The 22,460-nt window shown below is 65.0% G+C and carries 18 protein-coding genes and 1 tRNA gene; 4 read left to right on the top strand and 15 right to left on the bottom strand.

The window, feature by feature from the left end; genetic code table 11:
- Nucleotides 1-12: 12 nt before the first annotated feature.
- The 9 genes from addA to ET21_RS0125135 form a co-directional block, all read right to left on the bottom strand.
- A complete protein-coding gene (gene addA, locus ET21_RS0125175; protein ID WP_030541834.1) occupies nucleotides 13-3,453 on the bottom strand; it encodes a double-strand break repair helicase AddA in 3,441 nt (1,146 codons plus the stop codon).
- Nucleotides 3,434-6,409, bottom strand: a complete 2,976-nt coding sequence (addB, locus tag ET21_RS0125170; RefSeq protein WP_030541833.1) for a double-strand break repair protein AddB — start codon at nucleotides 6,407-6,409, stop codon at nucleotides 3,434-3,436. Before addB ends, addA begins: the two co-directional genes overlap by 20 nt.
- Nucleotides 6,402-7,112 carry a nucleotidyltransferase family protein gene (locus ET21_RS0125165; protein WP_021236602.1) on the bottom strand — a complete coding sequence of 237 codons (711 nt, stop codon included), beginning with the start codon at nucleotides 7,110-7,112 and terminating at the stop codon, nucleotides 6,402-6,404. Before ET21_RS0125165 ends, addB begins: the two co-directional genes overlap by 8 nt.
- Nucleotides 7,109-8,098, bottom strand: coding sequence for an aminoglycoside phosphotransferase family protein (locus tag ET21_RS0125160; RefSeq protein WP_030541832.1), 990 nt, complete (start codon nucleotides 8,096-8,098; stop codon nucleotides 7,109-7,111). The genes ET21_RS0125165 and ET21_RS0125160 overlap by 4 nt, the downstream gene beginning before the upstream one ends.
- Nucleotides 8,095-8,553, bottom strand: a complete 459-nt coding sequence (tsaE, locus tag ET21_RS0125155) for a tRNA (adenosine(37)-N6)-threonylcarbamoyltransferase complex ATPase subunit type 1 TsaE (protein ID WP_021236600.1) — start codon at nucleotides 8,551-8,553, stop codon at nucleotides 8,095-8,097. The genes ET21_RS0125160 and tsaE overlap by 4 nt, the downstream gene beginning before the upstream one ends.
- Entirely contained in the window at nucleotides 8,546-10,894 is a 2,349-nt protein-coding gene (locus ET21_RS0125150) for a PAS domain-containing sensor histidine kinase (RefSeq protein ID WP_030541831.1), read from the bottom strand. The genes tsaE and ET21_RS0125150 overlap by 8 nt, the downstream gene beginning before the upstream one ends.
- Before the next feature lie 233 nt (nucleotides 10,895-11,127).
- Nucleotides 11,128-12,537 (bottom strand): adenosylhomocysteinase, encoded by a 1,410-nt coding sequence (gene ahcY / locus ET21_RS0125145; protein ID WP_021236598.1) that lies wholly within the window; start codon nucleotides 12,535-12,537, stop codon nucleotides 11,128-11,130.
- Between the two features lie 124 nt (nucleotides 12,538-12,661).
- Nucleotides 12,662-13,213 carry a hypothetical protein gene (locus ET21_RS0125140; protein WP_030541830.1) on the bottom strand — a complete coding sequence of 184 codons (552 nt, stop codon included), beginning with the start codon at nucleotides 13,211-13,213 and terminating at the stop codon, nucleotides 12,662-12,664.
- Nucleotides 13,214-13,395: 182 nt separating this feature from the next.
- Complete coding sequence (locus ET21_RS0125135; protein ID WP_030541829.1) at nucleotides 13,396-13,956, bottom strand: YqgE/AlgH family protein; 561 nt, start codon at nucleotides 13,954-13,956, stop codon at nucleotides 13,396-13,398.
- A gap of 137 nt (nucleotides 13,957-14,093) precedes the next feature.
- Between ET21_RS0125135 and ET21_RS0125130 the strand changes: the two genes are divergently transcribed.
- Together ET21_RS0125130 and ET21_RS0125125 are read left to right on the top strand one after the other, a co-directional pair.
- The gene (locus ET21_RS0125130; protein WP_030541828.1) at nucleotides 14,094-14,576 is read left to right on the top strand and encodes a peroxiredoxin; all 483 of its coding nucleotides are present in this window, start codon (nucleotides 14,094-14,096) and stop codon (nucleotides 14,574-14,576) included.
- Between the two features lie 74 nt (nucleotides 14,577-14,650).
- Entirely contained in the window at nucleotides 14,651-16,105 is a 1,455-nt protein-coding gene (locus ET21_RS0125125; protein WP_021236594.1) for an AMP nucleosidase, read from the top strand.
- A 31-nt stretch (nucleotides 16,106-16,136) separates the two neighbouring features.
- Here the strand turns inward: ET21_RS0125125 and ET21_RS0125120 are convergent, their stop codons facing one another.
- From ET21_RS0125120 to ET21_RS0125100, 5 genes are all read right to left on the bottom strand, one after another.
- Entirely contained in the window at nucleotides 16,137-16,898 is a 762-nt protein-coding gene (locus tag ET21_RS0125120; protein WP_021236593.1) for an alpha/beta fold hydrolase, read from the bottom strand.
- Nucleotides 16,895-17,590, bottom strand: coding sequence for a DUF2238 domain-containing protein (locus ET21_RS0125115; protein WP_030541827.1), 696 nt, complete (start codon nucleotides 17,588-17,590; stop codon nucleotides 16,895-16,897). The genes ET21_RS0125120 and ET21_RS0125115 overlap by 4 nt, the downstream gene beginning before the upstream one ends.
- A gap of 9 nt (nucleotides 17,591-17,599) precedes the next feature.
- Complete coding sequence (locus tag ET21_RS0125110; protein WP_021236591.1) at nucleotides 17,600-18,625, bottom strand: aspartate-semialdehyde dehydrogenase; 1,026 nt, start codon at nucleotides 18,623-18,625, stop codon at nucleotides 17,600-17,602.
- 173 nt (nucleotides 18,626-18,798) lie between these two features.
- Nucleotides 18,799-21,027, bottom strand: a complete 2,229-nt coding sequence (locus ET21_RS0125105) for a S9 family peptidase (protein ID WP_030541826.1) — start codon at nucleotides 21,025-21,027, stop codon at nucleotides 18,799-18,801.
- Between the two features lie 121 nt (nucleotides 21,028-21,148).
- Nucleotides 21,149-21,223 (bottom strand) — tRNA-Val (locus ET21_RS0125100).
- Nucleotides 21,224-21,356: 133 nt separating this feature from the next.
- Here ET21_RS0125100 and ET21_RS0125095 point away from each other — a divergent pair.
- Complete coding sequence (locus tag ET21_RS0125095) at nucleotides 21,357-21,485, top strand: entericidin A/B family lipoprotein (protein ID WP_030541825.1); 129 nt, start codon at nucleotides 21,357-21,359, stop codon at nucleotides 21,483-21,485.
- 26 nt (nucleotides 21,486-21,511) lie between these two features.
- On the opposite strand, the gene ET21_RS28710 is transcribed toward ET21_RS0125095, so the two are convergent.
- Nucleotides 21,512-21,700 carry a hypothetical protein gene (locus ET21_RS28710; RefSeq protein WP_021236588.1) on the bottom strand — a complete coding sequence of 63 codons (189 nt, stop codon included), beginning with the start codon at nucleotides 21,698-21,700 and terminating at the stop codon, nucleotides 21,512-21,514.
- A 170-nt stretch (nucleotides 21,701-21,870) separates the two neighbouring features.
- Here ET21_RS28710 and hslV point away from each other — a divergent pair, with 170 nt between their 5' ends.
- Entirely contained in the window at nucleotides 21,871-22,437 is a 567-nt protein-coding gene (gene hslV, locus ET21_RS0125085) for an ATP-dependent protease subunit HslV (protein ID WP_030541824.1), read from the top strand.
- The last annotated feature ends 23 nt before the right edge of the window (nucleotides 22,438-22,460 follow it).

Raw genomic sequence — 22,460 nt, 5'->3', positions numbered from 1 at the left:
TTGGACGCGTATCTAAGGCCGCAACGCATCCGTCTCAACGGTCGAATAGGGCAAATTCTCCTGCGCGGCTACAAAGCCGGGCTTGTGAGGCGCGAGCAGATCGGGCGAAAGCGGGATCAGGCGCGGCGCGCTGGTATAGAGCAAGGCGGCTTCCACTTGCCGGCCGGGAAAGATCACCTCCAGCGCGGCGGCATAGGCGGCCATCTGCCGCACATGCGCGACAGGCACTTCCCCGGCGGACATGGGGGCCACGCGCCCGGTCTTGAAATCCACCAGTTGCACCCGGTCATCGCTAACGCACAGCCGGTCGACAGTGCCCGCGATCACCATTTCGCCGACGACAGCGACAACGGGCGCTTCGGCCAGCGCTCCCGGCGCGAACAGGGCGGAGAATTGCGGATGATCGATCACGCGCAACGCCTGAACGATCACTTCCTGCCTGGATGCGGGGTCGGCAAGCCCCTGCTGCTGCAACCAGCTGTCAGCGCGCGCGTGCCGCTGATCGGGCGCGATACCGGGCAGACGCTCGAACAAGGCATGGAGCCACCGGCCGCGCTCGGCCGCCTGGCGCATGGCGGGCGTCGGCGGAGGATAGGGAACGTCATCCTCGACCTGTGCTGACGGCGCGAGGGGACGAGGCGGGCGCGATTCCGCCGGGGCGGGTTGCCGCAGCCATGCCGGTTCGGGATGGGCGGCGGGTTCGGCAGCGGCGGCCTGTTCCGTGCGGCGCGGCGGCAAGGCTTCCGTCCCGCGCCAACTCCGCCGCGCGCCCCACAGCGGGTCCGCATCCCATTCCGCGCCCAGCGCCGCCATCGCATTTTCGACCGCCGTGAACCAGCTTTCCGGCTGCGGCGCGCCCTTCGCGCGGGGGCCAAGCGAACCGGCGACGGCCAGCTTCTCCTCCGCGCGGGTCAGGGCGACGTAGAGCAGGCGCCAATGCTCCTCCCGTTCAGCCGCGCGCGCCTGCTCCAGTGCTTCACCTATGGGGCCCTGCCGCTCAGGCTTGCGCGGCGCGATGATCGGGATGCCGTTCCATTCGAGCGAGTCGGTGCGCGTGCCTGCATCGGGGTCAAGGCAGGCGTCGGCCAGGATCACGACCGGCGCCTGCAACCCCTTGGCCCCATGCACCGTCAGCAGGCGCAGCGAGTCCGTCTGCGCCGCCGCGTCGCGGACGATCTCCACCTCTCCCCGGTCGAACCAGTCGATGAAGCGTTGCAGCGACGGATGATCATCGGTCTCGAATGTCAGGGCAGCGTTCAGCAGTTCCTCGATCGGATCGAGCGCTTCCGCGCCCAGCCGCTCGACCAGCTGCTGGCGGCCCTGCGCCGGGCCGGACAGGATCGCCTCCAGATAGCGGTAAGGCGTGGTGAAGTCGGCCCGCGCCAGCAGGGTGCGGAGCGGCGCCAGTTCGGCCTCGTCCAGCGTCGCCGTCAGGTGACGCCACAGCCCTGTGCGCCGCCCGGCGAGGCGCGTCATCAACTGATCCTGCGACCAGCCGATCAGCGGCGAGACCAGCAGCGATGCGAGGTTCAGGTCATCCTCCGGCTGCACGGCAAAACGCAGCGCGGCTAGCAGGTCGCGCACCGCCAGCGGCGCGTTCAGCCGCAGCCGGTCGATCCCGGCGACCGCCACCCCTTCCTCATAGAGGCGCGCGACGATCAGCCGCGCCAGTTCGCTGCGGCGGCGGACCAGGATCATGATGTCGCCAGCGGTGACGGGGCGGCCCCTGCTTTCCAGCATCATGCCGTCGTCGATCCATTGGCGGATCTGCCGCGCGATGGTCTGGGCCAGCACTCGCTCCTGATCGGCGGCCCAATCCTCTTCGCCTTGGGCTTCGTCGGACAGGCCCGCGACGATGGGCTTCCACAACAGCACTTCGCCCGGAAAGCGATTGGCGCTGACATGCCGCACCGCGCCGGAGGGTAGCCCCAACCTTTCGGCGCTGAGGGTGGCAATCGTCTGGTCCACTACTTCGAGCACGGCGGGGGTGGAGCGGAAGCTGCGTTCCAGCGAAAGGTCGTGGAAGGGGTGCTCGGCCTGCTTCGCATCACGCTCAAACAGTATCTGCGCCGCTGCAAAATTCTGCGGGCTTGTTCCTTGGAAACCAAAGATCGCCTGCTTGAAATCTCCCACCGCGAAGATGGTCCGCACCTTTTCGCTGACTTCCCACTCGCTCGTGAAAAATTCCTCCGCAATGGACCGTACGATCCTCCATTGCGCAGAATTCGTATCCTGCGCTTCGTCCACCATGATATGGTCGATGCGCTGATCGAGCTTGTAGCGTATCCAGTCGGCTATGCCAGGTTGCCCCAGCAGCGAAGCGGTGCGGGCGATGAGGTCGTTAAAATCGACCGCGCCCGCCAGCGCCTTGGCCTCCGCATAGGCGCGGGCATAGGCGCGCCCGGCCTGGAGCGCCTGGCCCAGCAGGTCGGCATAGGCGGCGAACGCCTGAAGGCCCAGAAGCTCGGCGCAGCGGCCATGCAGTTTCGCGGAGGCTTCGGCATAGCCGTCGACGGGCGGGACCCAGCCCTTGGCCGAAAGGATGGAGCCGTCAGACTTGCACCAGGCGAGATGAAGTTCCGCCAGCTTCTCCGCGCGTCCGGCGGCGTCGAGCGCGCGCCATTTGGCGATACGGTCGCAGCGCTCCAGCGCCCGGTCCTTCCCCCAATCCGCGTTAGCTTTGGCGATCCATGCCAGCGTGCTCATGTCGAACAGCGCGTCGCCGCATTGTTCCGCAATATATTCCGCCATGTCTCCTTCGGGCAGGCCAAGTTCCCGGTGCAGCCATGCCGTAATGTCCGGCGGCATCTGCTCAAGCGCATCCAGCTGCGATGCGCAGCGCAGCAGGAATTGCTCCGCGCCCCCTTCCCCCAGCCTGAGGCTGAGAGCTTGAAGCGCGCCGATGAGCGCCCCATCGCCCTGCTCCTGCGCTCGGACAGCCATGTCCGCCAGCGTTTGCCGGGCAAGGGCGGCCTGCTCCCGCTGGTCGAGCGGACGGAAGCCGGGGGGTAGATCGGCCTCAAGCGGAAAGGTGGTCAGCAGTTGCTGGCAAAAGCCATGAATGGTCTGGATGCGAAGGCCGCCGCCCGTCGATTCCAGCACTTCCGCAAAGAGCCGCCGCGCCCGGTCGCGCGCATCGGGGCCGGATTCCTCGCCCAGCGCCTCCAGATCCTCGAACAGCCCCTTTTCATCCATCTGAACCCAGGCTGCCAGACGATCATGGATGCGATCGGCCATTTCCGCCGCCCCCGCCTTCGTAAAGGTGAGGCAGAGGATGTTTTCCGGCCGGACGCCCTGGAGCAGCAGGCGGAAGACGCGGGCGGTCAGCACATGGGTCTTGCCCGTCCCCGCCGAGGCCGACAGCCAGACATGGGCGTCCGGCTGCGACGCGCGCGCCTGATCGCCCAGCAGCTTCTGCAAGGGGGTGGCCTTCCTAGCCATCGTCGCGGCCATACCATTCCTCCAGCCGCATCAGCTGGTCATAATCGCCATAGCTGGCGACTTCCGGGTTCACCTGCGCGTCGAAGGGGGCGCTGGCGGTCAGATAGGCGGCGGCTACCTGCTCGAACTGGGCGTGAACCCAATCGGTGAAATCCGCCGTCACGATCTTGTCCCGCTTGCCCAGCGGGTCGACGGGACTGTCGCGATAGCCGAACGCATCATTCTTCTTCGCGAGCGACCAATATTCGAAACTGCCTGCCTTTAGTGGCGCGTCGACGCCGGGAAAGCCGCCCTGTTCCGCTATCAGGCCAAGGAGCCCAAGCTGGAGCGCATATCCCGCCCGCACCTGCCGGGCGCTGGGGGGCTTTCCGGTCTTATAGTCGACGATGCCGAGCGACCCGTCGGGCATGCGGTCGATGCGGTCCGCCTTGCCCGTCAGCGTCACGCCAGCGACATCCGCCCGGCCGTCCGCCTCCACCGCCAATATGGTGCGTCCGGCGGCCTTGTCAGCCATCACCTCCGCCGCGATCCAGCGGATCGCCTCGATCAAGCGGGGCTGCCATAATGCTTTCAGCAGCGGATGCACATCGGGCCGGTCGAACATCGCGCGGGCGCGCCTTTCCAGGTCAGCCGGATCGCGAGCGGCTGACTCCGCCCAATGTTGCAGGATTTCATGCACCGCCGTGCCGCGCCAGGCGGGACCAGCGTCCGCATCGACGGGATCGAGCCGGGCGAGACGCAGGATGCGCCTGGCATAGAAGGCATAAGGGTCGGCCTTGAGGCGGTCGACATCAGTAACGGGGATGAGTTTGGGGCGGACCGATGCGGGAGGCACCGGCGCGGGGCGGCTGGCCGGACGGTGGCCGGAGGGACGGTCAAGCGCTTGCGCCAGAGCCGCATAGCGATCCGCCTGCTTCCAATGCGGCCCCGCCATCGCCTTCAACCGTAGCCAGAAGCGCGAAGCGATCGCCGGTCCGCCGGACCCGCGCCTCGCCCGCGTGATCAACACATGCGGCGCGCCCAGCCCGCTCGCAAAGTCGTGCGCGGCAAGGCCGATGCGGCTTTCAAGGCCGGGAAGGCCAAGCTCCCGCCTTATGCGGGGGGCAAGCCAGGGGTCAGGCGCGGGCAGGCCGGGCCAGACGCCTTCATTGAGGCCGCCCAATATCATGAGGTCGGCCTGAACGAGCTGCGCCTCGATCAGGCCCAATATGGCGATGCGGGGATGCCCCCCCTGCGGCGGCCGCACTGCGACACCGCCAAGCATATGGTCGAACAGGGCGGGAAGCGCGCGGACATCCGCCTGACGCGGCCCTTCCTCCGCCGATGCCTCTATTTCGGCGAAAAGTTCAGCGGCGGCATGGCCCTGATGCCCGGCCCATATGGCATCGAGCGTGAGCGCCCCCGCCTGCTCGCGAATGGCCGCGAACTGCTGCGCCAGCGCCGGGCTGCCCGAAAAGGCACGCTCCAGCGGCTCCAGCAAGGCGCGCGCCTGCGGCCACCACGCCCGCGCCGATGCGCGCAACGCTGCCTGCCTGTCCTCCCCGTCGCGCGGATCGAGCAGCAGGTCGATGCCCTGCAAACCGGCGGGAGGCCGGGGGCCGCGCAGCAGCAGGTCCAGCGATCGGACCCCCTCCAGCCAGGCCACGCGCGGCTCCCCGCGCATCACCAGCGGATGCTTGAGCAGGGTCAGCAGGGCGACCGGGGCAAACCGCTCCGCCACCGCTTCGGCCATGGCGATCAGCAATGTTCCGGGCGGCAAGCGTGACAGAGGCAGGCCCGCCGAATCGTCCGCCTCTATCCCCCAGCGCGCCAGATGCGCCGACACGCGGGTCGCCAACTGCCGGTCGGGCGTCACGAGCGCAGCGGTGCGGCCGGGTTCCTCCAATGCTTCGCGCAGGGCGATCGCGATCGCCTGCGCCTCTTCGCCGGGAGTGGCGACCTCCAGCGCTTCCACGCCGGACAGTGACCGGTCGGCGGATTTCAGGTCTCGCCAGCGGCTCGTCAGGCGAGGCGGCAGCATGGCGTTGGAGATGTTCCGGCTGCGCACCGCGCGCGCATCATGCTCGCTTCCCCAGCGCCATGCCGCCACATCGTCGCGTGTCGCGCTCATGCGGTCTAGCAGCAGCTTCAGCGCATATTGGGGATGGCTTTCATGGCCAGCGGGCGCGCGGCCTGTCAGCGGATCGGGATCGAACGGGCCGATCGCGTCCCAGGCCTGAGCATCCATCTCCTGATCCAGACCGGCAAAAACGACGCTGCCCTGCGGCATGACGGCGATGCGGCGGAGCAGGCTGGCGACGGCGGGCGCTGTCGTCGATATGCCCGCCGCGATCACGAATCCGGGCGGCGGCTCGCTGCTCCACCGTGCCGCTATCCGGTCGAACAGGCGGTTGCGGCGGTCGGCCAGGTCGATCACGCCCAGCCGCGCAAGTTCCTCGGGCCAGCGCCTGATGAGGATGGAAAAGAGGTCCAGCGACCTTTGCCAGTGAGCGGACAGTTCCTCGGTCAGCGACAGGCTGGCAAGCGCGGCGACGGGCACGCGCTCCACCTGCATCTGGTCCAGCACGGTGCCCAGCGCCTGCCCCAGCTTCAACGCCTGCCCTGCGTCGATCGGCTGGCTGGCGCTTTGCTGCACCATGCGGGCGAGGATCATCTGCCGCCGCACGGGAGCGATGGCGGGAGGAATGGCGTCCCCCTCGCCCAGCGGATCGAGCGCGCCGCCAACCTGCTCGCCAAGGCCGGGATCGCCGATCGCCACAAGGCGCGGCAGCAGCAATCCGCCGCCCGATTTGCGCACGAATGCGTCGCTGACCGCCCGGACCGCGCGGTTGCTGGGCAGCAGGATCATGCCCTGGGCAAGGCGCAGGACGTCGCCGCCATGCTGGGCGAGGATGCCGGCCGCCAGCGCATCCGAAAAGGCGCGATGGGCGGGGATGTTGAACAGGGCTGGGCGGCTGCGCTCACCCATGAGCGAGCATGGCCTCCACCACGGGGATGGCGCGCGGGGTGCCTACGTCGAACCAGAGCCCCTGATGCGATACGCCATAGAGACGCCCGGCCTCGATCGCCCGGTTCCAGAAGATGTTGGTGGAAAATACGTCGGACGGCGGATCGACCAGCAGTCTGGGCGACATGATCTGCACCCCGGTGAAGACGAACGGCGCGACATGCGCGGTCTTCCGGCGGCTGAGCTGGCCGCAGGGGGACATATGAAAGTCGCCCTGCCCGTTGTGGCAATGGGCGCGGGCCAGCGGCACGAGCAGCAGCAGCGCGTCCATCCGGTCCGGGTCCCAGATGCGCCGCATCATGCCCAGCGTTTCCTGCGCGCCGTCTACCCACAGATTGTCGCTGTTGGCGCAGAAGAAGGGCTGATCCCCCAGCAATTCACGTGCATGCATGAGGCCGCCACCCGTTTCCAGCAGCTTTTGCCGTTCGTCGGACACCAGAAGCTCTATCCCGTGGCGGTCGGCCCGCAGATGCGCTTCGACCGTGTCGGCCAGATAGTGGACATTGACCACCACTTTCCTGATGCCGCCCGCCGCCAGACGATCGATGGCATGGTCCATCAGCGCCTTGCCCGCCACCTTCACCAGGGGCTTGGGACGAGTCGCCGTCAGCGGGCGCATCCGCTTGCCGAGCCCGGCCGCCATCAGCATCGCCGTGTCGATCATGCGGGCACTTGGTCCTTCAGCGCATCATGGCGCTTGTCCGCCGGGATATTGGCGGCAAACCAATCCGCCACCGGAGCGAGCGCCGGGTGAGCAAGGTCCCGTTCCAGCAGCCCCCACATGCGGGGAAGGAAGGACAGGTAACGCGGCTTGCCATCGCGTTTCCACAAGCGGGTAAAGATGCCGATGATCTTCGCGTTGCGCTGCGCGCCGAGCACCGCATAGGCGGCGTCGAAATCGGCGGGCGGCTGGGCGATCGCGCGATAATGATCCAGCATCGCTGCCTCCAGCGCGGGGGAAACGTCGCGCCGGGCATCCTGCAACAGCGACACGAGGTCATAGGCGGGGTGCCCCGCCAGCGCATCCTGAAAGTCGAGCAGGCCCAGCCCGCGCGCCTCCGGCCGGTCGATCAACATGATATTTTCGGCATGATAATCGCGCAGCACGGTGACGGGGGGACTAGCGGACTGTTCCACTATGGGCAGCACGGCATCCCATGCGCGGGCGTAGCCTTCGGCATCGGCGGACAGGCCTATGGCGGGGCAATACCATTCCGTCAGCAGGGCTGCTTCGCGCTGATAGACGGCGCGGTCATAGGGTGGCAGGCTGCTGGCGGCGGGCAGGCGGTGAAGGTCGGCGAGCAGATCCACCGCGCGAGTATAGACCCCGGCTTCATCGGCGGGCGCGTCCTCCAGATGTTCCTTGAGGCGCAGGTCGCCGAAATCCTCTATCAGCACCAGACCCTGCGCAAGGTCCCGCGCCAGGATGCGAGGCGCGGCGAACCCCTGCGTCTGGAGATGCTCCGCGACGGAGATGAAGGGGCGCGGGTCCTCATGCGGGGGCGGCGCATCCATCAGCACGGCCCGCCGCGCGCCGTCCACCACCCGGAAATAGCGGCGAAAGGAAGCGTCGCCTGCAAGCGGCAGGATCGCCGCATGCTCCCACCCCGCGCGCGCGAGGAAAGCAGGAGCATCGGCGGGCGGGATCATATCTGCGACCATCGCTCCGTCCAAGCGTCCGGCACGCACGCTGTCAAGCGCCTAGCGCCATCGGGTTCGATGCCGATGTGGAGCCGCAGCGCATCGGGCCAGGCATCTTCGCCAAGCCTATCCGGCCATTCGACGATCAGCAGGCTGTCCATCCGGTAGTCGTCCAGAGCCAGTTCCTCCACCTCTCCCGGCGTGTCGAGGCGGTAGAGGTCGACATGCGCGACGGGCAAGCGCACCTCTGGCACGTCATAGGGCTGGACGATCGCGAAGCTGGGGCTCGGCGCTTCCCCCTCCAGGCCCAGCCCTTCCAATATGCCGCGCGCGAGCGTCGTCTTGCCCGCGCCCAGCCCACCCTCCAGTGCAATGACGTCGCCGATTCCGGCAACGGCGGCGAGGCGGCTGCCCAACGCGAGCATTTCGGCTTCATCCGCCAGCAGGATCGCCGCGTCAGCCACGGGGCAGATCGATCACGGCCATGGTGCCCTGCCCCGGTTCCGACACAAGTTGCAGGCTGCCGCCATGCGCCTCGGCAAATTGCTTGGCGAGCGGCAGGCCGATGCCCGCCTTTTCCCCACTGCGCGCCTGTTCAGCGCGCGCGGCGGCGTCGAATATCGTCGCCTGCCGCTGAAGGCTGATGCCCGGCCCATTGTCGGACACGACCAGCCGGGCGCTGTCGGCAGTGCCATCCCCATGCAGCAGCACACGCGCGCCCCGGCCGCTATAGCAGACGGCATTTTCCAGCAGATGATCGAGCGCCTGGCCGATCCTGCGCCGGTCACCCTGCACCGTCCCCAGCGAGCCTTGCAGTGACAAAGCAAGGTCGATCCCCTTGGCCAAGGCGTCGCCCTTGACCCGCGCCAGGCTTTCGCGTGCCAGTTCCGCGAGGTCGACGGGACTGCGGTCGATGGGCAGCGTCCCCGCCTCGCCCTGCGTCAGGTCCAGCACATTGTCGATCAGCATCGCCAGCCGGTTCGTGCTCTGCAAGATGCCGTCGACATATTCCTTGGCGGAATCGCCCAACTCACCGGCATAGCCCGCACTCATCATCTCGGCGAAACCGGCGATGGTGGTGAGCGGCGTGCGCAGTTCATAGCTCATATTGGTGACGAAGGCGGTCTTGACTCGATCGGCATGCTCCAGCGCTTCGTTGCGGTCGCGCAGCACCTGTTCGACCCGGCGGCTGTCGGTCACGTCCAGCATGGTGAAAAGCGCATTGCCGTCCGGCAGCGGGATGGCGGCGAATTCGAAGATGCGCCCGTCGGCAAAACCGACATGGCCGACGCGCTGCTTTCGCTCCACAGTCGCGGCGCGCACCAGTTCGCGGACGAGATTGGCCTGTTGCGGCTTGGCCAGGCGGGACTGGACCGCGCGCATCAGTTCATCGATGCGGGGGTGCTTCGCCAGCACATCTTCCGAAATGTCCCAGATGGTACGGAAACGGCTGTTCCACAGGGACAGGCGGCCATCGGAGGAAAAGACGCCGATCGATTCGAACAGATTGTCGAAGGTCGCCGTGCGCACCCGCAGCAGCGTGTCGCGCGCGCTCGATAGCTGGACCTGCTCCGTCCGGTCTTCGAAGATCAGCAGCAGGCCGCCATCGGGCAGCGGCTGGGCATAGACGCGCAGATGCGTGCCGTCGGCCAGCAGCCAGTTTTCCTCCAGCGGATCGGGCGAAAGGAACCAGCCCCGCCGCTCCGCCCGCCATGCGGGGAAGTCGCGATGTTCCGGCAGGCGGCGGGTTTCCCGCATGCGGTCGAGCACGCGTTCGAACACGGGCTGGTCGGCCAGATGGTCCTGATCCAGCCCGAACAGGCTCATAAAGGGCTGGTTCCAGAAACGCAGCGTGCGATCCGGGCCGAACCGCGCCACGCCCGCCGACAAGCGGTCAAGCAGGTCGCGCTGCGCCGCTTCCAGCCTGCGATGCTCGACCCGCGCCTGTTCCAGCTCATTCTGATCCATGGCAAAGCCGGCAACGCCCGCGTCACCCAACGGCACGTCCACCACGCGCATGGTCCGCCGCTCGCCGTCTATGGTCGCCGGGACGATGCGCTCGACCGGACGGTTTTCGCTCAACGCCTGTTCCGCAGCGGCCTGCGGCGTCAGTCCTCCAATGGTTTCGACAAGTTCGGCCCCGCTGGCGATCACCTCACCCGCGCTCTCTCCGTCCACCGCCCGCACATAGGCCGCGTTCACAAGGCTGAGGCGCATGTCGGGGGTGCGGTGCCACATCGGGAAGGGCGCTGCCTCCACCAGTCCCGCCAGCGCTTCAAGGGCGTCGCGTAACTGTTCGACCCGCGCCTTGAGCGACTGGATTTCGGACTGGCTGTCGGTCGCGTCGAAGATCCACAGGACCACCCCGCCGCTTTCCGCCAGCACCGGACCCGCGGGCGCGCCGCGCACCAGCAGCAGGCGGGACGATCCCTCTCCCCGGACCGGCAGCGCGAAGCTGCGCCCGGCGCGCTGCGTGGCGGCGATCTCCTGCGCCAGGGCGGCGGCGTCGGCTTGCTCCAGCCCTCCATCAGGCGCCGTCAGTTCGGAGACGAAGGAGGGCACACGGCCCTTCCCCAGCCATTTGGCGAGGCGGTCCGCCGCTTCCAGACGGCCGTCAGGATGGATGATGACGGGAGCGGCGGGGGCGGAGGCAAGCAGGCTGGTGAGCCGGTCAAGCCTGCCCTGCGCCTGCATCCCTTCGCGCCGCATGCGCTGGCCAGTGGAGAGCGCCCAAATGGCGGCGGCGAGCCAGCCGGCCAGGACAATCCCGAGTATAACCGCCGCAAAGGGGGTCAATGACGTCATCGCGCCTGCTCACCCCTCATCACGAACTGCCCGCCCCCTTGCATGATTATCAGGGGACTAACCCAAGTCGGCAGCAGCGTGAAGCGGGCAGATGGAAGAAATATCGGTGATGAGCGCAAGGGCTTGCCTGCCTGCGTCACGCCTCACTTGTTTCGGCATGGCGATGGAGGAAAAAAGCCGCGCTTGGCCCCAGATGCAAAAAGGGGAGACTTTCGCCTCCCCTTGCTGTTCGATCAGTAGCGGTAGTGATCCGGCTTGAACGGACCTTCCGGCGTGACGCCGATATAAGCGGCCTGCTTCGGCGTCAGCTTGGACAGCTTCACGCCCAGCTTTTCCAGGTGAAGGGCCGCGACCTTCTCGTCCAGATGCTTAGGCAGGACATAGACGTCGTTCTTATATTCGTCCGACTTGGTCCACAGTTCGATCTGCGCCAGCACCTGGTTGGTGAAGCTGGAGGACATGACGAAGCTGGGGTGGCCAGTGGCGCAGCCCAGGTTCACCAGGCGGCCCTTGGCCAGAACGATGATCTTCTTGCCATCGGCGAATTCGACTTCATCGACCTGCGGCTTGATTTCGGTCCACTTCATATTGTTGAGGCCAGCGATCTGGATCTCGCTGTCGAAGTGGCCGATGTTGCAGACGATCGCCATATTCTTCATCGCGCGCATATGCTCGACGGTGATGACGTCTTCATTGCCGGTGGCGGTGACGAAGATGTCGGCACGGGTCGCCGCTTCCTCCATCGTCACGACTTCATAGCCTTCCATCGCCGCCTGCAAGGCGCAGATCGGGTCGATTTCAGTGACCAGCACGCGCGCGCCGCCGTTGCGCAGCGACGCCGCCGATCCCTTGCCGACATCGCCGAAGCCAGCGACGCAGGCGACCTTGCCCGCCAGCATCACGTCGGTGGCGCGGCGGATGGCGTCGACCAGCGATTCCTTGCAGCCATAGAGATTGTCGAACTTCGACTTGGTGACGCTGTCGTTCACGTTGATCGCCGGGAAAGGCAGCTTGCCCTTCTTTGCCAGCTCATAAAGGCGATGGACGCCAGTGGTGGTTTCTTCCGACACGCCCTTGATCGCGGCGACCGTCTTGGTGAGGTAGCCCGGACGCTCGGCGAGGAAGCGCTTGAGCGTAGCGACGAAGATTTCCTCTTCCTCGTTACCGGGGGTGAAGAGTTCCTCCCCCGCCTCGACACGCGCGCCCCACAGGGCGAACATGGTGGCGTCGCCGCCATCGTCCAGGATCATGTTGCAGGTGGTGTCACCCCAGTCGAAGATGCGGATGACATAGTCCCAATATTCCTCCAGCGTCTCGCCCTTCACGGCGAAGACCGGAATGCCGCGCGCGGCGATTGCGGCGGCGGCATGGTCCTGGGTCGAGAAGATGTTGCACGAGGCCCAGCGGATTTCAGCGCCCAGTTCGGCCAGCGTTTCGATCAGCACGGCGGTCTGGATCGTCATGTGCAGCGATCCGGTAATGCGCGCGCCCTTGAGCGGCTTGGCAGCGCCGAACTCGTCGCGCAGCGCCATGAGGCCGGGCATTTCGGTTTCGGCGATCTCAATTTCCTTGCGGCCGAACGCGGCAAGGTTGATATCGGCGATCACATAGTCCTGCGCCTGGGTGGCGGGTGCGGTGGCCACGAGCGTGTCTCCATCGGTTTAGAATGTGCCGGAGCCGCTCAGGAAAAGCCGAACGGCGGCGATGGCTGCGCTTTACCAACCGCCGCCGATGAAGGCAACTTCGATATAAAGTTTTCTTTATGTGTTAGTCGGCAGGGCCACGCGCCGCGACCGTGACGGGGGCCTGCCGCGCCTGTTCACCGTCCCGCTGATCGCCCTTGGCGACAGCCAGGACCACGTCGCAGCGCGGGCCGGACAGATGCGGCGTGATCCCCGCCGCGTCCGACAGTTCCAGCAACGCCGCGCGTGTCGCGGGCAGCGCGTTGGCGGCATCGGTGATCGACTGGAGATCGCGACAGGCAAGCCCGTCCGCCCCTGCGCCATAGACGTTGGCGAGCGCGGTGACGTAGTTGTCATAGGCTCCCAACGCACCCACCGGCCCGGCAACCGACCGGAAATGCTCCCGCAGTTCGTCATTCACCTGCGTCAGCGCATCGCGCTTGTCCCGGATGAACTCATTGTAGGACGCAAGGAAGTTGTTTCCGGTCGCGCGGCACCGCAACGCCGACACCATCAGCATCATTTCGAAATCGCGGATCTGAGCCGCCTCGACCGCAGTCGTTTTCCAGCATGTTGCCGCCGTGGCTGGCGCAAACGGCATCACCGCGGCAATCACCGCCGTCAGAATTTTCTTCATCGACAAAAACCCCCTCCCATTGTGACGGAGAGGGTGCGCGCCGCCGCTTGCGGCTATGTCAATGAAGTGGGTTAGCGGGCTTTTACCGCTATCGGTTCAGTTACGATACAGCAACAAGCGTTGCGCACGGCTGTCGTTTCGTTGTCGTATCGAACATCAACCGGCAGCGGCAGGCTGATTTTTCACGCCGAACCCGCGCCGCTGACCAGATGGGAGGCGTCGACTCCGGCCGCCGCATAGGCCGCCGCCCATTTGCGGTCCGCCGGCACGTCGAACAAAAGCTCCGCAGTGCATTCGGCGGGAAACCAGCTTTCGCCCGTCATCTCCTGATCAAGCTGTCCCGCGCCCCAACCGGCATAGCCGAGCGCGACGATGTAGCGGCTTGGTCCCCGGCCTTCGGCAATGGCCTTCAATATCTCAAGCGATCCTGACAGGCCCCAATCGGGCCCGACCTGCACCATGTCATGTTCCTGCCAGTCGAGCGAGTGGAGCACAAAGCCCCGTCGCGGCTCCACCGGCCCGCCGCGCAGAACCGGAACGTCAGGTACATTGGCGGGATCGATGTCGAAGCTTTCCAGCAGGTCGTGGAGGCCGACGCCGTCAATCTCGTCACTGACGGCGATGCCCAGCGCCCCGCTTTCATCATGGACGCAGATCGCGACCACCGAATGATCGAAACGCATGTCCTCCATGCCCGGAAGCGCGAGCAGAAACTGACCTACATAGGAACGAGACTGGTTCATCATGCGAATATACGCCGCTTCGTATCTTTTCCAATGGCGCCCATCGCCGGGAAAAGGCGGCGCGGCACGTTCCGCTTCCCTTGACAGGAGCCGCGCGAGCCACAACCTCGCGGCCCTCACATGCGAGGATAGAGATCATGACCATCGCCAAGGGGGACCGCGTTCCCAGCGTCAATTTCACCATAATGACCGGGGACGGCCCGCAGCAACTGTCTTCGGACGAATTTTTCGCTGGCCGCACGGTCGCCCTGTTCTCCGTGCCCGGCGCTTTCACGCCTACCTGTTCGGCGCGGCACCTGCCCGGCTTTGTCGAGAAGGCCGAAGAATTGAAGCAGAAAGGCGTTGACGAGATTGCCTGCACCGCCGTCAATGACGTGTTCGTCATGGACGCATGGGGCAAGGCCGCCGGTGCTGGCGGCAAGGTGACGATGCTCGCGGATGGCAATGGCGATTTCGCCAGAGCTGTCGGCCTGACCATGGATGGCAGCAAGTTCGGGCTGGGCACGCGCGGCCAGCGCTTTTCCATGATCGTCAAGGACGGCGTCGTGACTGAACTGAACGTCGAGGAACCGGGCGATTTCAAGCTCTCCTCCGCCGGCCATCTGCTCGGCCAGCTTTGATCATCATGGCCGCGCCGGGGCAGTCCTGGCGCGGCTGACTTCCTTCGGTCATCCATCTGCGGTAGCAAGGATCGATGACGAAAAGCATCGGCAGCGCGACCGTCGCGCAACTTGAGCAGCTTTACCAGGCCTCCATCGAAAATCTGCGCGAGGCGATGCAGGCCTATGCGCTCGACGGCAGCATTCCTCCGCCTGAAGCGCGGCAGGACAGGCGCTTTTGCTATCCCGAACTGCGCATCATCCATAAGGCGGAGACGGACGCGCCGCCGCCCGGCCGGTCTTTCGCCCGCCTGTCGAAGCCCGGCCTTTATGTGACCACCGTCACGCGGCCGGAGATGTTCGGCGATTATCTGGCCGAACAGATCGACTTGCTGGTCCGCGACTATGGGGTGGATGTCGAAACGGCGGTCAGCGGCCAGCCCATCCCCTTTCCCTATGTTCTCGACGGGCTCGATGTCACGGCGCTGGACGGCATACCGCCGACCGAGTTGGCGCGTCATTTCCCCGCGACCGAACTGGCGGAGATCGGGGACGAGATCGCTGACGGCCTGTTCATGCCCGATGCCAATGGTCAGCGGCCGCTTGCCCTGTTCGATGGCCTGCGCACCGATTTTTCGCTGGCGCGCCTCAAACATTATACCGGCACGCCGCCCGAGCATGTGCAACGCTACATACTGTTCACCAACTATCACCGATATGTCGACGAGTTCGTGGACTGGGCGTGCCGCGAATTGCAGCGGGCCGACAGCAGCTATACGGCTCTTTCCGGCGCGGGCGGCGTCTATGTGACGCGTGAGACGGCCGACCCGGCACAGATGATCGCCGACAGCGCGTGGCGCAGACATCAGATGCCCGCCTATCACCTGATCGCCCCCAATCGCAGCGGCATCACGCTGGTCAATATCGGCGTCGGCCCCGCCAATGCCAAGACGATCTGCGACCATTTGGCCGTGCTCCGCCCCGAAGCATGGCTGATGATCGGGCATTGCGGCGGGCTGCGGCCCAGCCAGCGCATCGGCGACTATGTGCTGGCCCACGCCTATCTGCGCGATGACAAGGTGCTGGACGACATGCTGCCGCCCGAAATCCCCGTGCCCGCCATCGCGGAAGTGCAGGTTGCCCTCGCCAAGGCGGCGGAGGCGGTGCTGGGCGGAAGCAGCGAGGAGGATTTCAAGCGCCGCCTTCGCACGGGCACTGTCGTCACCACGGACGACCGCAATTGGGAGTTGCGCTACTCCAGTTCAGCGCTGCGCTTCAGCCTTTCGCGCGCGGTGGGCATCGACATGGAGTCGGCGACGATCGCCGCGCAAGGATACCGGTTTCGCGTGCCTTACGGAACCTTGCTCTGCGTGTCGGACAAGCCGATCCATGGCGAATTGAAGCTGCCCGGACAGGCGAACCGCTTCTATGAAGAGGCGATCGCCGGGCATCTTCGCGTCGGGCTGATGACATGCGAACTGCTGCGGAAGGAAGGCCCCAAGCTCCACAGCCGCAAGCTGCGCGCCTTCAACGAGCCGCCATTCCGGTAAATGCGGCGCCCTCCCGTCAAGGCAGGGGGCATCAGGCCGTCAGAAAATCAACCATCGCCTGCCCCAGTTCCTTGCGAGTCACAGCGTTCATGTGATTGCCGGGCACTTCCACATAGCGGCCGTTGGGCAGGATATCGGCCAGTTCCTGCGCCACGCCATTGTCCTGATCGTCAGCGCCGCAAATGACTTCCGTGAGCTGGGTGAAGCTGCTGATCGTTTCGGCGGGCGTATCGACGAACGTGTCGAGGATGTGGAGCATGGCGACGGGATCACCCTTCGTCGTCTTGAGGAAAGCCTCCGTCATCCATTCCGACGTGCCCCGCTCGAAACTGCCGAGGTTCGTCAGGACGTTGCGGTAATAGCCGCCCTTGTCGAGCGTATTGACCAGCCCCCGCAGCCCCATGCCCGCCAGGATCACGCGGCGCGGCGTTGCGCCATGGGCGAGCATCCGCACCGTCGTCCGCGCGCCCAGCGAATAGCCGCCCAGATCATAATCGGTGAGGCCAAGTTGAGCCACCACCGCCAGATTGTCTTCCGTCAGCGCATCGGGCGGATAGGCGGCTGCATCATGCGGCTTTCCGCTTTCACCATGCCCGCGCAGGTCGGGCAGGATGAGGCGAAAGCCAGCCTCCACCAGCTTCGCTGCATGTCCATAGCGAACCCAATTGGTGTAGGCGTTGGAAAAATAGCCGTGGATCAGCACCAGGTCCCGCCCCTCGCCCGCGATATGGACGGCGATGGGAACGCCGCCCAGCCCTTCAATCTCGCGCTTTTCGAAGTTCAGGTCGGTCATCGGCTTGGGCCTCCGGGATGATTGGGATTGATCAGGACGGGACTTTGCGCCTGCCCGATACGGCGCACGACGGGAAGCAGCAACGCCAGCGCCGCGCCGGCTTGAGCCGCCAGCAGATCCTTTTGCGGGTCCCATATGTCGCCCTGCTGGCCATTATACCAGTCTGCGGTTTCCCCGGCGGCGATGATCGTCAGCAGCCATTCGAATATCTCATAGGCAGCACCGACGAAGCCCACGGTAACGAAGGCGAAGCACAGGCTCCAGCGGCGGCGCATGGCTCCATGGCGATATGCGGCCTGAGCGATGGGCGCCGTCAGCAGCGCGCCGAAAGCGAAATGGACGAGCCGGTCATAGCCGTTGCGCCGCCAGCCTAGGCTGCTTGACAGGTCATGCCCGCTAATCGCTCGCGCCCAATCATCATAAGGCACGTAGGAATAGATGTAGCGCCCGCCCAAGGTGTGGAGAAGGAGGAACGCCAGAACGCACGCAACTGCGCCATTGGACAATGGCCATCGACGCAGCAGCCATGGGGCCGCGAGGGCAAGGGCAAGGGTCGGCCCATGCTGTAGCGGCGCGAGTTCGGGAAAAGGCTGATCAATATTAGCCACGGCGATGGCGGCGATCAGGATCAGGATCATCCGGCGCTGCGCGGCTGGAAGGCTTTTCCAGACAGCAGCAGCGCCGGGGATCATCAAAAAGGCTCAGCCCTTCTTGAGGTGGCGGCGGCCCAGCAGTTCGGCGATCTGCACCGCGTTCAGCGCAGCGCCCTTGCGAAGATTGTCGCTGACGCACCAGAGCGACAGCCCATTGTCGATCGTCGAATCCTCACGCACGCGGCTGACGAAGGTGGCATAGTCGCCCACGCACTCGACGGGAGTGACGTAACCGCCATCTTCGCGCTTGTCGACGAGCATCACGCCCGGCGCTTCCCGCAGGATATCCTGTGCTTCCTTCGCCGAAATCTCCTTTTCGAACTCGATATTGAGCGCTTCGGAGTGGCCGACGAAGACGGGAACGCGCACGCAGGTCGCGGTGATTTTCACCTTGGGATCGAGGATCTTCTTGGTTTCCGCGACCATCTTCCACTCTTCCTTGGTGGAGCCGTCCTCCAGGAAGACGTCGATGTGCGGGATCACGTTGAAGGCGATCTGCTTGGTGAACTTCTTGGGCTCGGCCGGATCGCCGACGAAGATGTTGCGCGACTGTTCGAACAGTTCGTCCATGCCCTGCTTGCCCGCACCGGAAACCGACTGGTAGGTCGCAACGACGACGCGCTTGATCGTCGCTGCGTCATGCAGCGGTTTCAACGCCACGACCATCTGCGCGGTCGAGCAGTTGGGGTTCGCGATGATGTTCTTCTTCGTATAGCCGTCGATCGCGTCCGGGTTCACTTCCGGCACGATCAGCGGCACGTCCGGGTCCATGCGATAGAGCGAGCTGTTGTCGATCACCACGCAACCCGCCGCAGCCGCCTTGGGCGCATATTCCGCCGTCGGGCCGGAACCCGCGGCGAACAGGGCGATATCCCAGCCGGTGAAATCGAAATGCTCGATATTCTTGCATTTGAGCGTCTTGCCGGTTTCACCGAAATCGATTTCGGTGCCCTGCGACCGGGGCGAAGCAACCGCCGCGATCTCGTCAATCGGGAACTCGCGCTCGGCGAGAATGGTCAGCATTTCGCGGCCCACATTGCCCGTGGCACCAACGACGACGACCTTGTAACCCATGACTAAAGACTCCACTCCGTGCAAAATTGCGGAAGTGCGCGCCATAGCGGCATTGCGCCGTTTGTCCAGCGTGAAGCACCTTTGGCGCGGCAAAGCTGTGCTTGTCGCACCGGCATTTTGGGGATGATTGAGAGGGCTGAACTGGATTCCTGCCGTCGCGGAAACAGGGCAGGTTATTTGGCGGAATCCTCCTCCGCATTCCCGTGGCGCGACAGAAAGTCTTCTATCGTCCGCCACAGGTGAACGCTGATGCCCGGACCGCCTACCCGATGCGTCTGCCCCGGATAGACCATCATCTCGAACGGAACGGCCGCCGCCTGCATCCTCGCGATCAGCGCCGTCGCATTGTCGAACACGACATTGTCATCCGACATTCCGTGGATGATGAGGAGCGGATCGCTGATCTTCGCCGCATCCTCCAACGCGCCCGAAGCCGGATAGGCGCTGGGCTTATCCTGCGGCATGCCGAGATAACGTTCGGTATAATGGGTGTCATAAAGCTCCCATCGCGTGACCGGCGCTCCGGCAATCGCGGCGAAAAAGACGCCGGGCGCCTTTTCCAGCAGCTTGAGCGACAGATAGCCGCCATAGGACCAGCCATAAGTCGCGATCCGCTGCGGATCGACATAGGGCTGCGTCTTCAGCCACTCCACGCCCTTTAGCTGGTCCTCGACCTCGACCGTTCCCATGGCGCGGTACAACTGGTCCTCGAAAGCCTTGCCCCGGTCAGGCGTGCCGCGATTGTCCACCGCGAAGACGATCCAGCCGCGGTCGACCAGATATTGGTAGATGGGCGAACTCCACTGGTTCGTGACGACGCGCCCCGCGCCCGGCCCGCCATAATGCAGCATGAAGACCGGATAGCGTTTGCCCGGCTCAAGCGGCGGCGTCATGATCCGGGTATGGAGGGTGGACCCATCGGCGGCCTTCAACGTGCCGAAGCGCGTCCTGGCATGGCTGGCGAGATAGCGCGCGTAGGGATGATCCCCCGCGATCGCATTTTCGGACAGCCAGCGCACGCGCTTGCCTTCCCGATCGGCGAGATAGACCTGCTTGGGCTGATCCACATTGCTGCGTGACACGACAAGCCGGGTCGCCGCGCCGTCCATGACGGCATCGTTCCACCAACCGCTGCTGGTAAGCTGCCGGACCGGACCCTTGCCCCGCAGAGGGACGGCATAGAGCTGCTGCTCCAGCGGCGTTTCCTTGTTGCCCGTGAAGTAGACGGTCCCGTTCGCCTCATCCACGCCGATAAGGTCGCGAACCTCCCAATCGCCGCTGGTGAGCGCCGTCCAGCGGGAACCATCGACATGATAGAGGTGGCCATGGCCACTCTTTTCCGACCACCAGAGGAAGCTGCCATCGCCAAGGCTATGGAAATTGTTGGAGAGGTTGATCCAGCTTTTCGCCTTTTCGGTGAGGACGATCCTCCCCCTGCCCGTTGCGGGATCCACGGCAAGCAGGTCCAGCATTTTCTGGTCGCGGCTCTGGCGCTGGACATAGAGTGTCCTGCCATCCTTCGACCAATCCACGCGGGCGAGGTAGATGTCCGCATTGGGGCCTAGATCGACCTTGACCTTGCCCGACCCGTCCGGCTTCATGACGTACAAGTCAACGAGTGCGTTGGGGGAGCCTGCCGCTGGATAGCGTTGCTGATAGACCCTGGTGCCTTCGCCGCCGATCGCCGTGCGCGTGACGATGCCGACAGGGCTTTCATCCACGCGGGCGACGGCGATCATCCGGTCATCGGGCGACCACCAATAGCCGGTGCGGCGATCCATTTCCTCCTGCGCGACGAATTCAGCAATGCCCCAGCTGACGGTATCGCTCGCGCCGTCCGTCAGTTGCCGCTCCTGTCCGTCGATGGGCTGCACGAACAGATTGCCGCCGCGCACGAAGGACACGAAGCCGCCCTTGGGACTGACGACGCCGTTCAGCTCGCCATCGGGAGTCTGGGTGAGGCGGGTGACCTGCCCGTCCAGCTTTGCGAGGTAAAGGTCGCCGTCGACGGGAACGAGGATGGACTTGCCGTCCGGCGCCCAGTCATAGCTGACGATGCCGGTGCTGCCCGCGACTGAGCGGTCACGTTCACGCTGCATCTTTTCGGCTTCCGACAATTCCGCCCCGCTGCCGGTCTTCTTCGAATCAACCAGCATCCGTTCGGCGCCCGTGGCGCTGTCGATCGCCCACAGGTCCAGCCGTTCCTTCTCGTCCGGGCGCGGCTTCAGCAGGGTTACGAGGCTGCCGTCGGGGGAGATTTTGAGGGCGCGCGGCTGAGGTCCCGAAAGATCGGGACTGGCGAAGACCCGCTCCAGCGTCAGCGCCTCACCCGCGTGCGCCGGCATTTGGGACAGCGCCAGCAAAGCGCCTATGGCAACGCCGCTTTTCATGGCTGCGGACATGGTCAACCTTTCGCCTTGGCCGCCCCGCGAGCAGCCATGTTTTACAAACGAAAGATTAGCCCGCTGCGGACGAAAAGATCAATGTGGAGAAATAATATTTCCTGCCATGACAAGGATGCCATGGTGGGCGCGACAGGGATTGAACCTGTGACCCCACCCGTGTGAAGGGTGTGCTCTACCGCTGAGCTACGCGCCCCCTGAAAGGAGGATGCGGCCATTGGCACCCGTGTCCCCTCCTGTCAAGCAGGGACGCGATCAGCCGCTGAAAATCACTTTATCCGGCGGTCCTCTGCTGTCTATAGAAAGCGGGCTATCAAGGAGTGTCATTCATGCGCCAGACCGCCGCCCTGCTGCTTGCCGGGCTGATCCTGTCCATCCTCGCCGCCTGCAATACGGTACAGGGTGTGGGGCGCGACATCGAATCCGTGGGCCGCGCGGGCAAGGATGCGATGCACTGACATAAGGAGCGCATCGCTCCATCTGATCATTGCAGGATGTGGTGGGGCATCCCAGGGCTTCGTTCCAGACGAACGCCGTCACAGTCCGGCTCCCCGCAACTGCATGCGGCCAGGGTGTAGCGCACGCCGCACATCACCAGCACATCGTGATCGAAGGAATAGTTGGAGATTCCCGCCCTTTCGACCTTCTCCCTGGCTCTGGCCTTCAGAGACATAAGCTACCTCTAGTCATTGGTCGGTCATGATTCATGTCGCGGTGCACAATGTCAATTAACCGGAGTTGGTTCCTGAACGGATTGTCATATTTCACCTTCTTAATGGAACGTTCCGGCGCGAGGCCGCTCCACGCTTGCGCGGAACGGCGGCCGATCCCATATGCCGCGCCATGAACGACCAACATTCCAGCAGCTTTCCCGTGTGGCACGGCACCACCATCATGTCGGTGCGCAAGAATGGAAAGGTGATCGTCGCTGGCGATGGCCAGGTATCCATGGGCCAGACCGTCATGAAGCCCAACGCCCGCAAGGTCCGCCGCCTGCATGACGGATCGGTGATCGGCGGCTTCGCGGGCGCGACCGCCGACGCCTTTACCCTGTTCGAACGGCTGGAGGCAAAGCTGGAGCGGCATAATGGCCAGCTCATGCGCGCTGCCGTCGAACTGGCCAAGGATTGGCGCACGGACAAATATCTGCGCAATCTGGAAGCGATGATGATCGTCGCCGACAAGGATGTGACATTGATCCTGACCGGAAACGGCGATGTGCTGGAACCGATTGGCGGCGTGGCCGCGATAGGATCGGGCGGCAATTTCGCCCTGGCCGCCGCGCGCGCCCTGGTCGAATATGAAGAGGACGCCGAAACGCTCGCTCGCAAGGCGATGAAGGTCGCCGCTGACATCTGTGTCTATACCAACGACGAGCTGGTGGTCGAGGAGTTGGCGAGCGCCACCTGATTTTTCTGGCTCCTCCCTTTCAA

Source organism: Sphingobium sp. DC-2, assembly GCF_000722555.1.
In the GTDB taxonomy this organism is placed as follows: domain Bacteria; phylum Pseudomonadota; class Alphaproteobacteria; order Sphingomonadales; family Sphingomonadaceae; genus Sphingobium; species Sphingobium quisquiliarum.
This window is presented reverse-complemented; position numbering and strand designations above follow the sequence as displayed.

What these genes read in the sequence shown, in the direction of transcription:
- addA (WP_030541834.1), bottom strand. Translation starts at nt 3,453, where the DNA reads ATGGCCGCGACGATGGCTAGGAAGGCCACCCCCTTGCAGAAGCTGCTG.
- addB (WP_030541833.1), bottom strand. Translation starts at nt 6,409, where the DNA reads ATGGGTGAGCGCAGCCGCCCAGCCCTGTTCAACATCCCCGCCCATCGC.
- ET21_RS0125165 (WP_021236602.1), bottom strand. Translation starts at nt 7,112, where the DNA reads ATGATCGACACGGCGATGCTGATGGCGGCCGGGCTCGGCAAGCGGATG.
- ET21_RS0125160 (WP_030541832.1), bottom strand. Translation starts at nt 8,098, where the DNA reads ATGATCCCGCCCGCCGATGCTCCTGCTTTCCTCGCGCGCGCGGGGTGG.
- ET21_RS0125150 (WP_030541831.1), bottom strand. Translation starts at nt 10,894, where the DNA reads ATGACGTCATTGACCCCCTTTGCGGCGGTTATACTCGGGATTGTCCTG.
- ET21_RS0125140 (WP_030541830.1), bottom strand. Translation starts at nt 13,213, where the DNA reads ATGAAGAAAATTCTGACGGCGGTGATTGCCGCGGTGATGCCGTTTGCG.
- ET21_RS0125135 (WP_030541829.1), bottom strand. Translation starts at nt 13,956, where the DNA reads ATGAACCAGTCTCGTTCCTATGTAGGTCAGTTTCTGCTCGCGCTTCCG.
- ET21_RS0125130 (WP_030541828.1), top strand. Translation starts at nt 14,094, where the DNA reads ATGACCATCGCCAAGGGGGACCGCGTTCCCAGCGTCAATTTCACCATA.
- ET21_RS0125125 (WP_021236594.1), top strand. Translation starts at nt 14,651, where the DNA reads ATGACGAAAAGCATCGGCAGCGCGACCGTCGCGCAACTTGAGCAGCTT.
- ET21_RS0125120 (WP_021236593.1), bottom strand. Translation starts at nt 16,898, where the DNA reads ATGACCGACCTGAACTTCGAAAAGCGCGAGATTGAAGGGCTGGGCGGC.
- ET21_RS0125115 (WP_030541827.1), bottom strand. Translation starts at nt 17,590, where the DNA reads ATGATCCCCGGCGCTGCTGCTGTCTGGAAAAGCCTTCCAGCCGCGCAG.
- ET21_RS0125110 (WP_021236591.1), bottom strand. Translation starts at nt 18,625, where the DNA reads ATGGGTTACAAGGTCGTCGTCGTTGGTGCCACGGGCAATGTGGGCCGC.
- ET21_RS0125105 (WP_030541826.1), bottom strand. Translation starts at nt 21,027, where the DNA reads ATGTCCGCAGCCATGAAAAGCGGCGTTGCCATAGGCGCTTTGCTGGCG.
- ET21_RS0125095 (WP_030541825.1), top strand. Translation starts at nt 21,357, where the DNA reads ATGCGCCAGACCGCCGCCCTGCTGCTTGCCGGGCTGATCCTGTCCATC.
- ET21_RS28710 (WP_021236588.1), bottom strand. Translation starts at nt 21,700, where the DNA reads ATGTCTCTGAAGGCCAGAGCCAGGGAGAAGGTCGAAAGGGCGGGAATC.
- hslV (WP_030541824.1), top strand. Translation starts at nt 21,871, where the DNA reads ATGAACGACCAACATTCCAGCAGCTTTCCCGTGTGGCACGGCACCACC.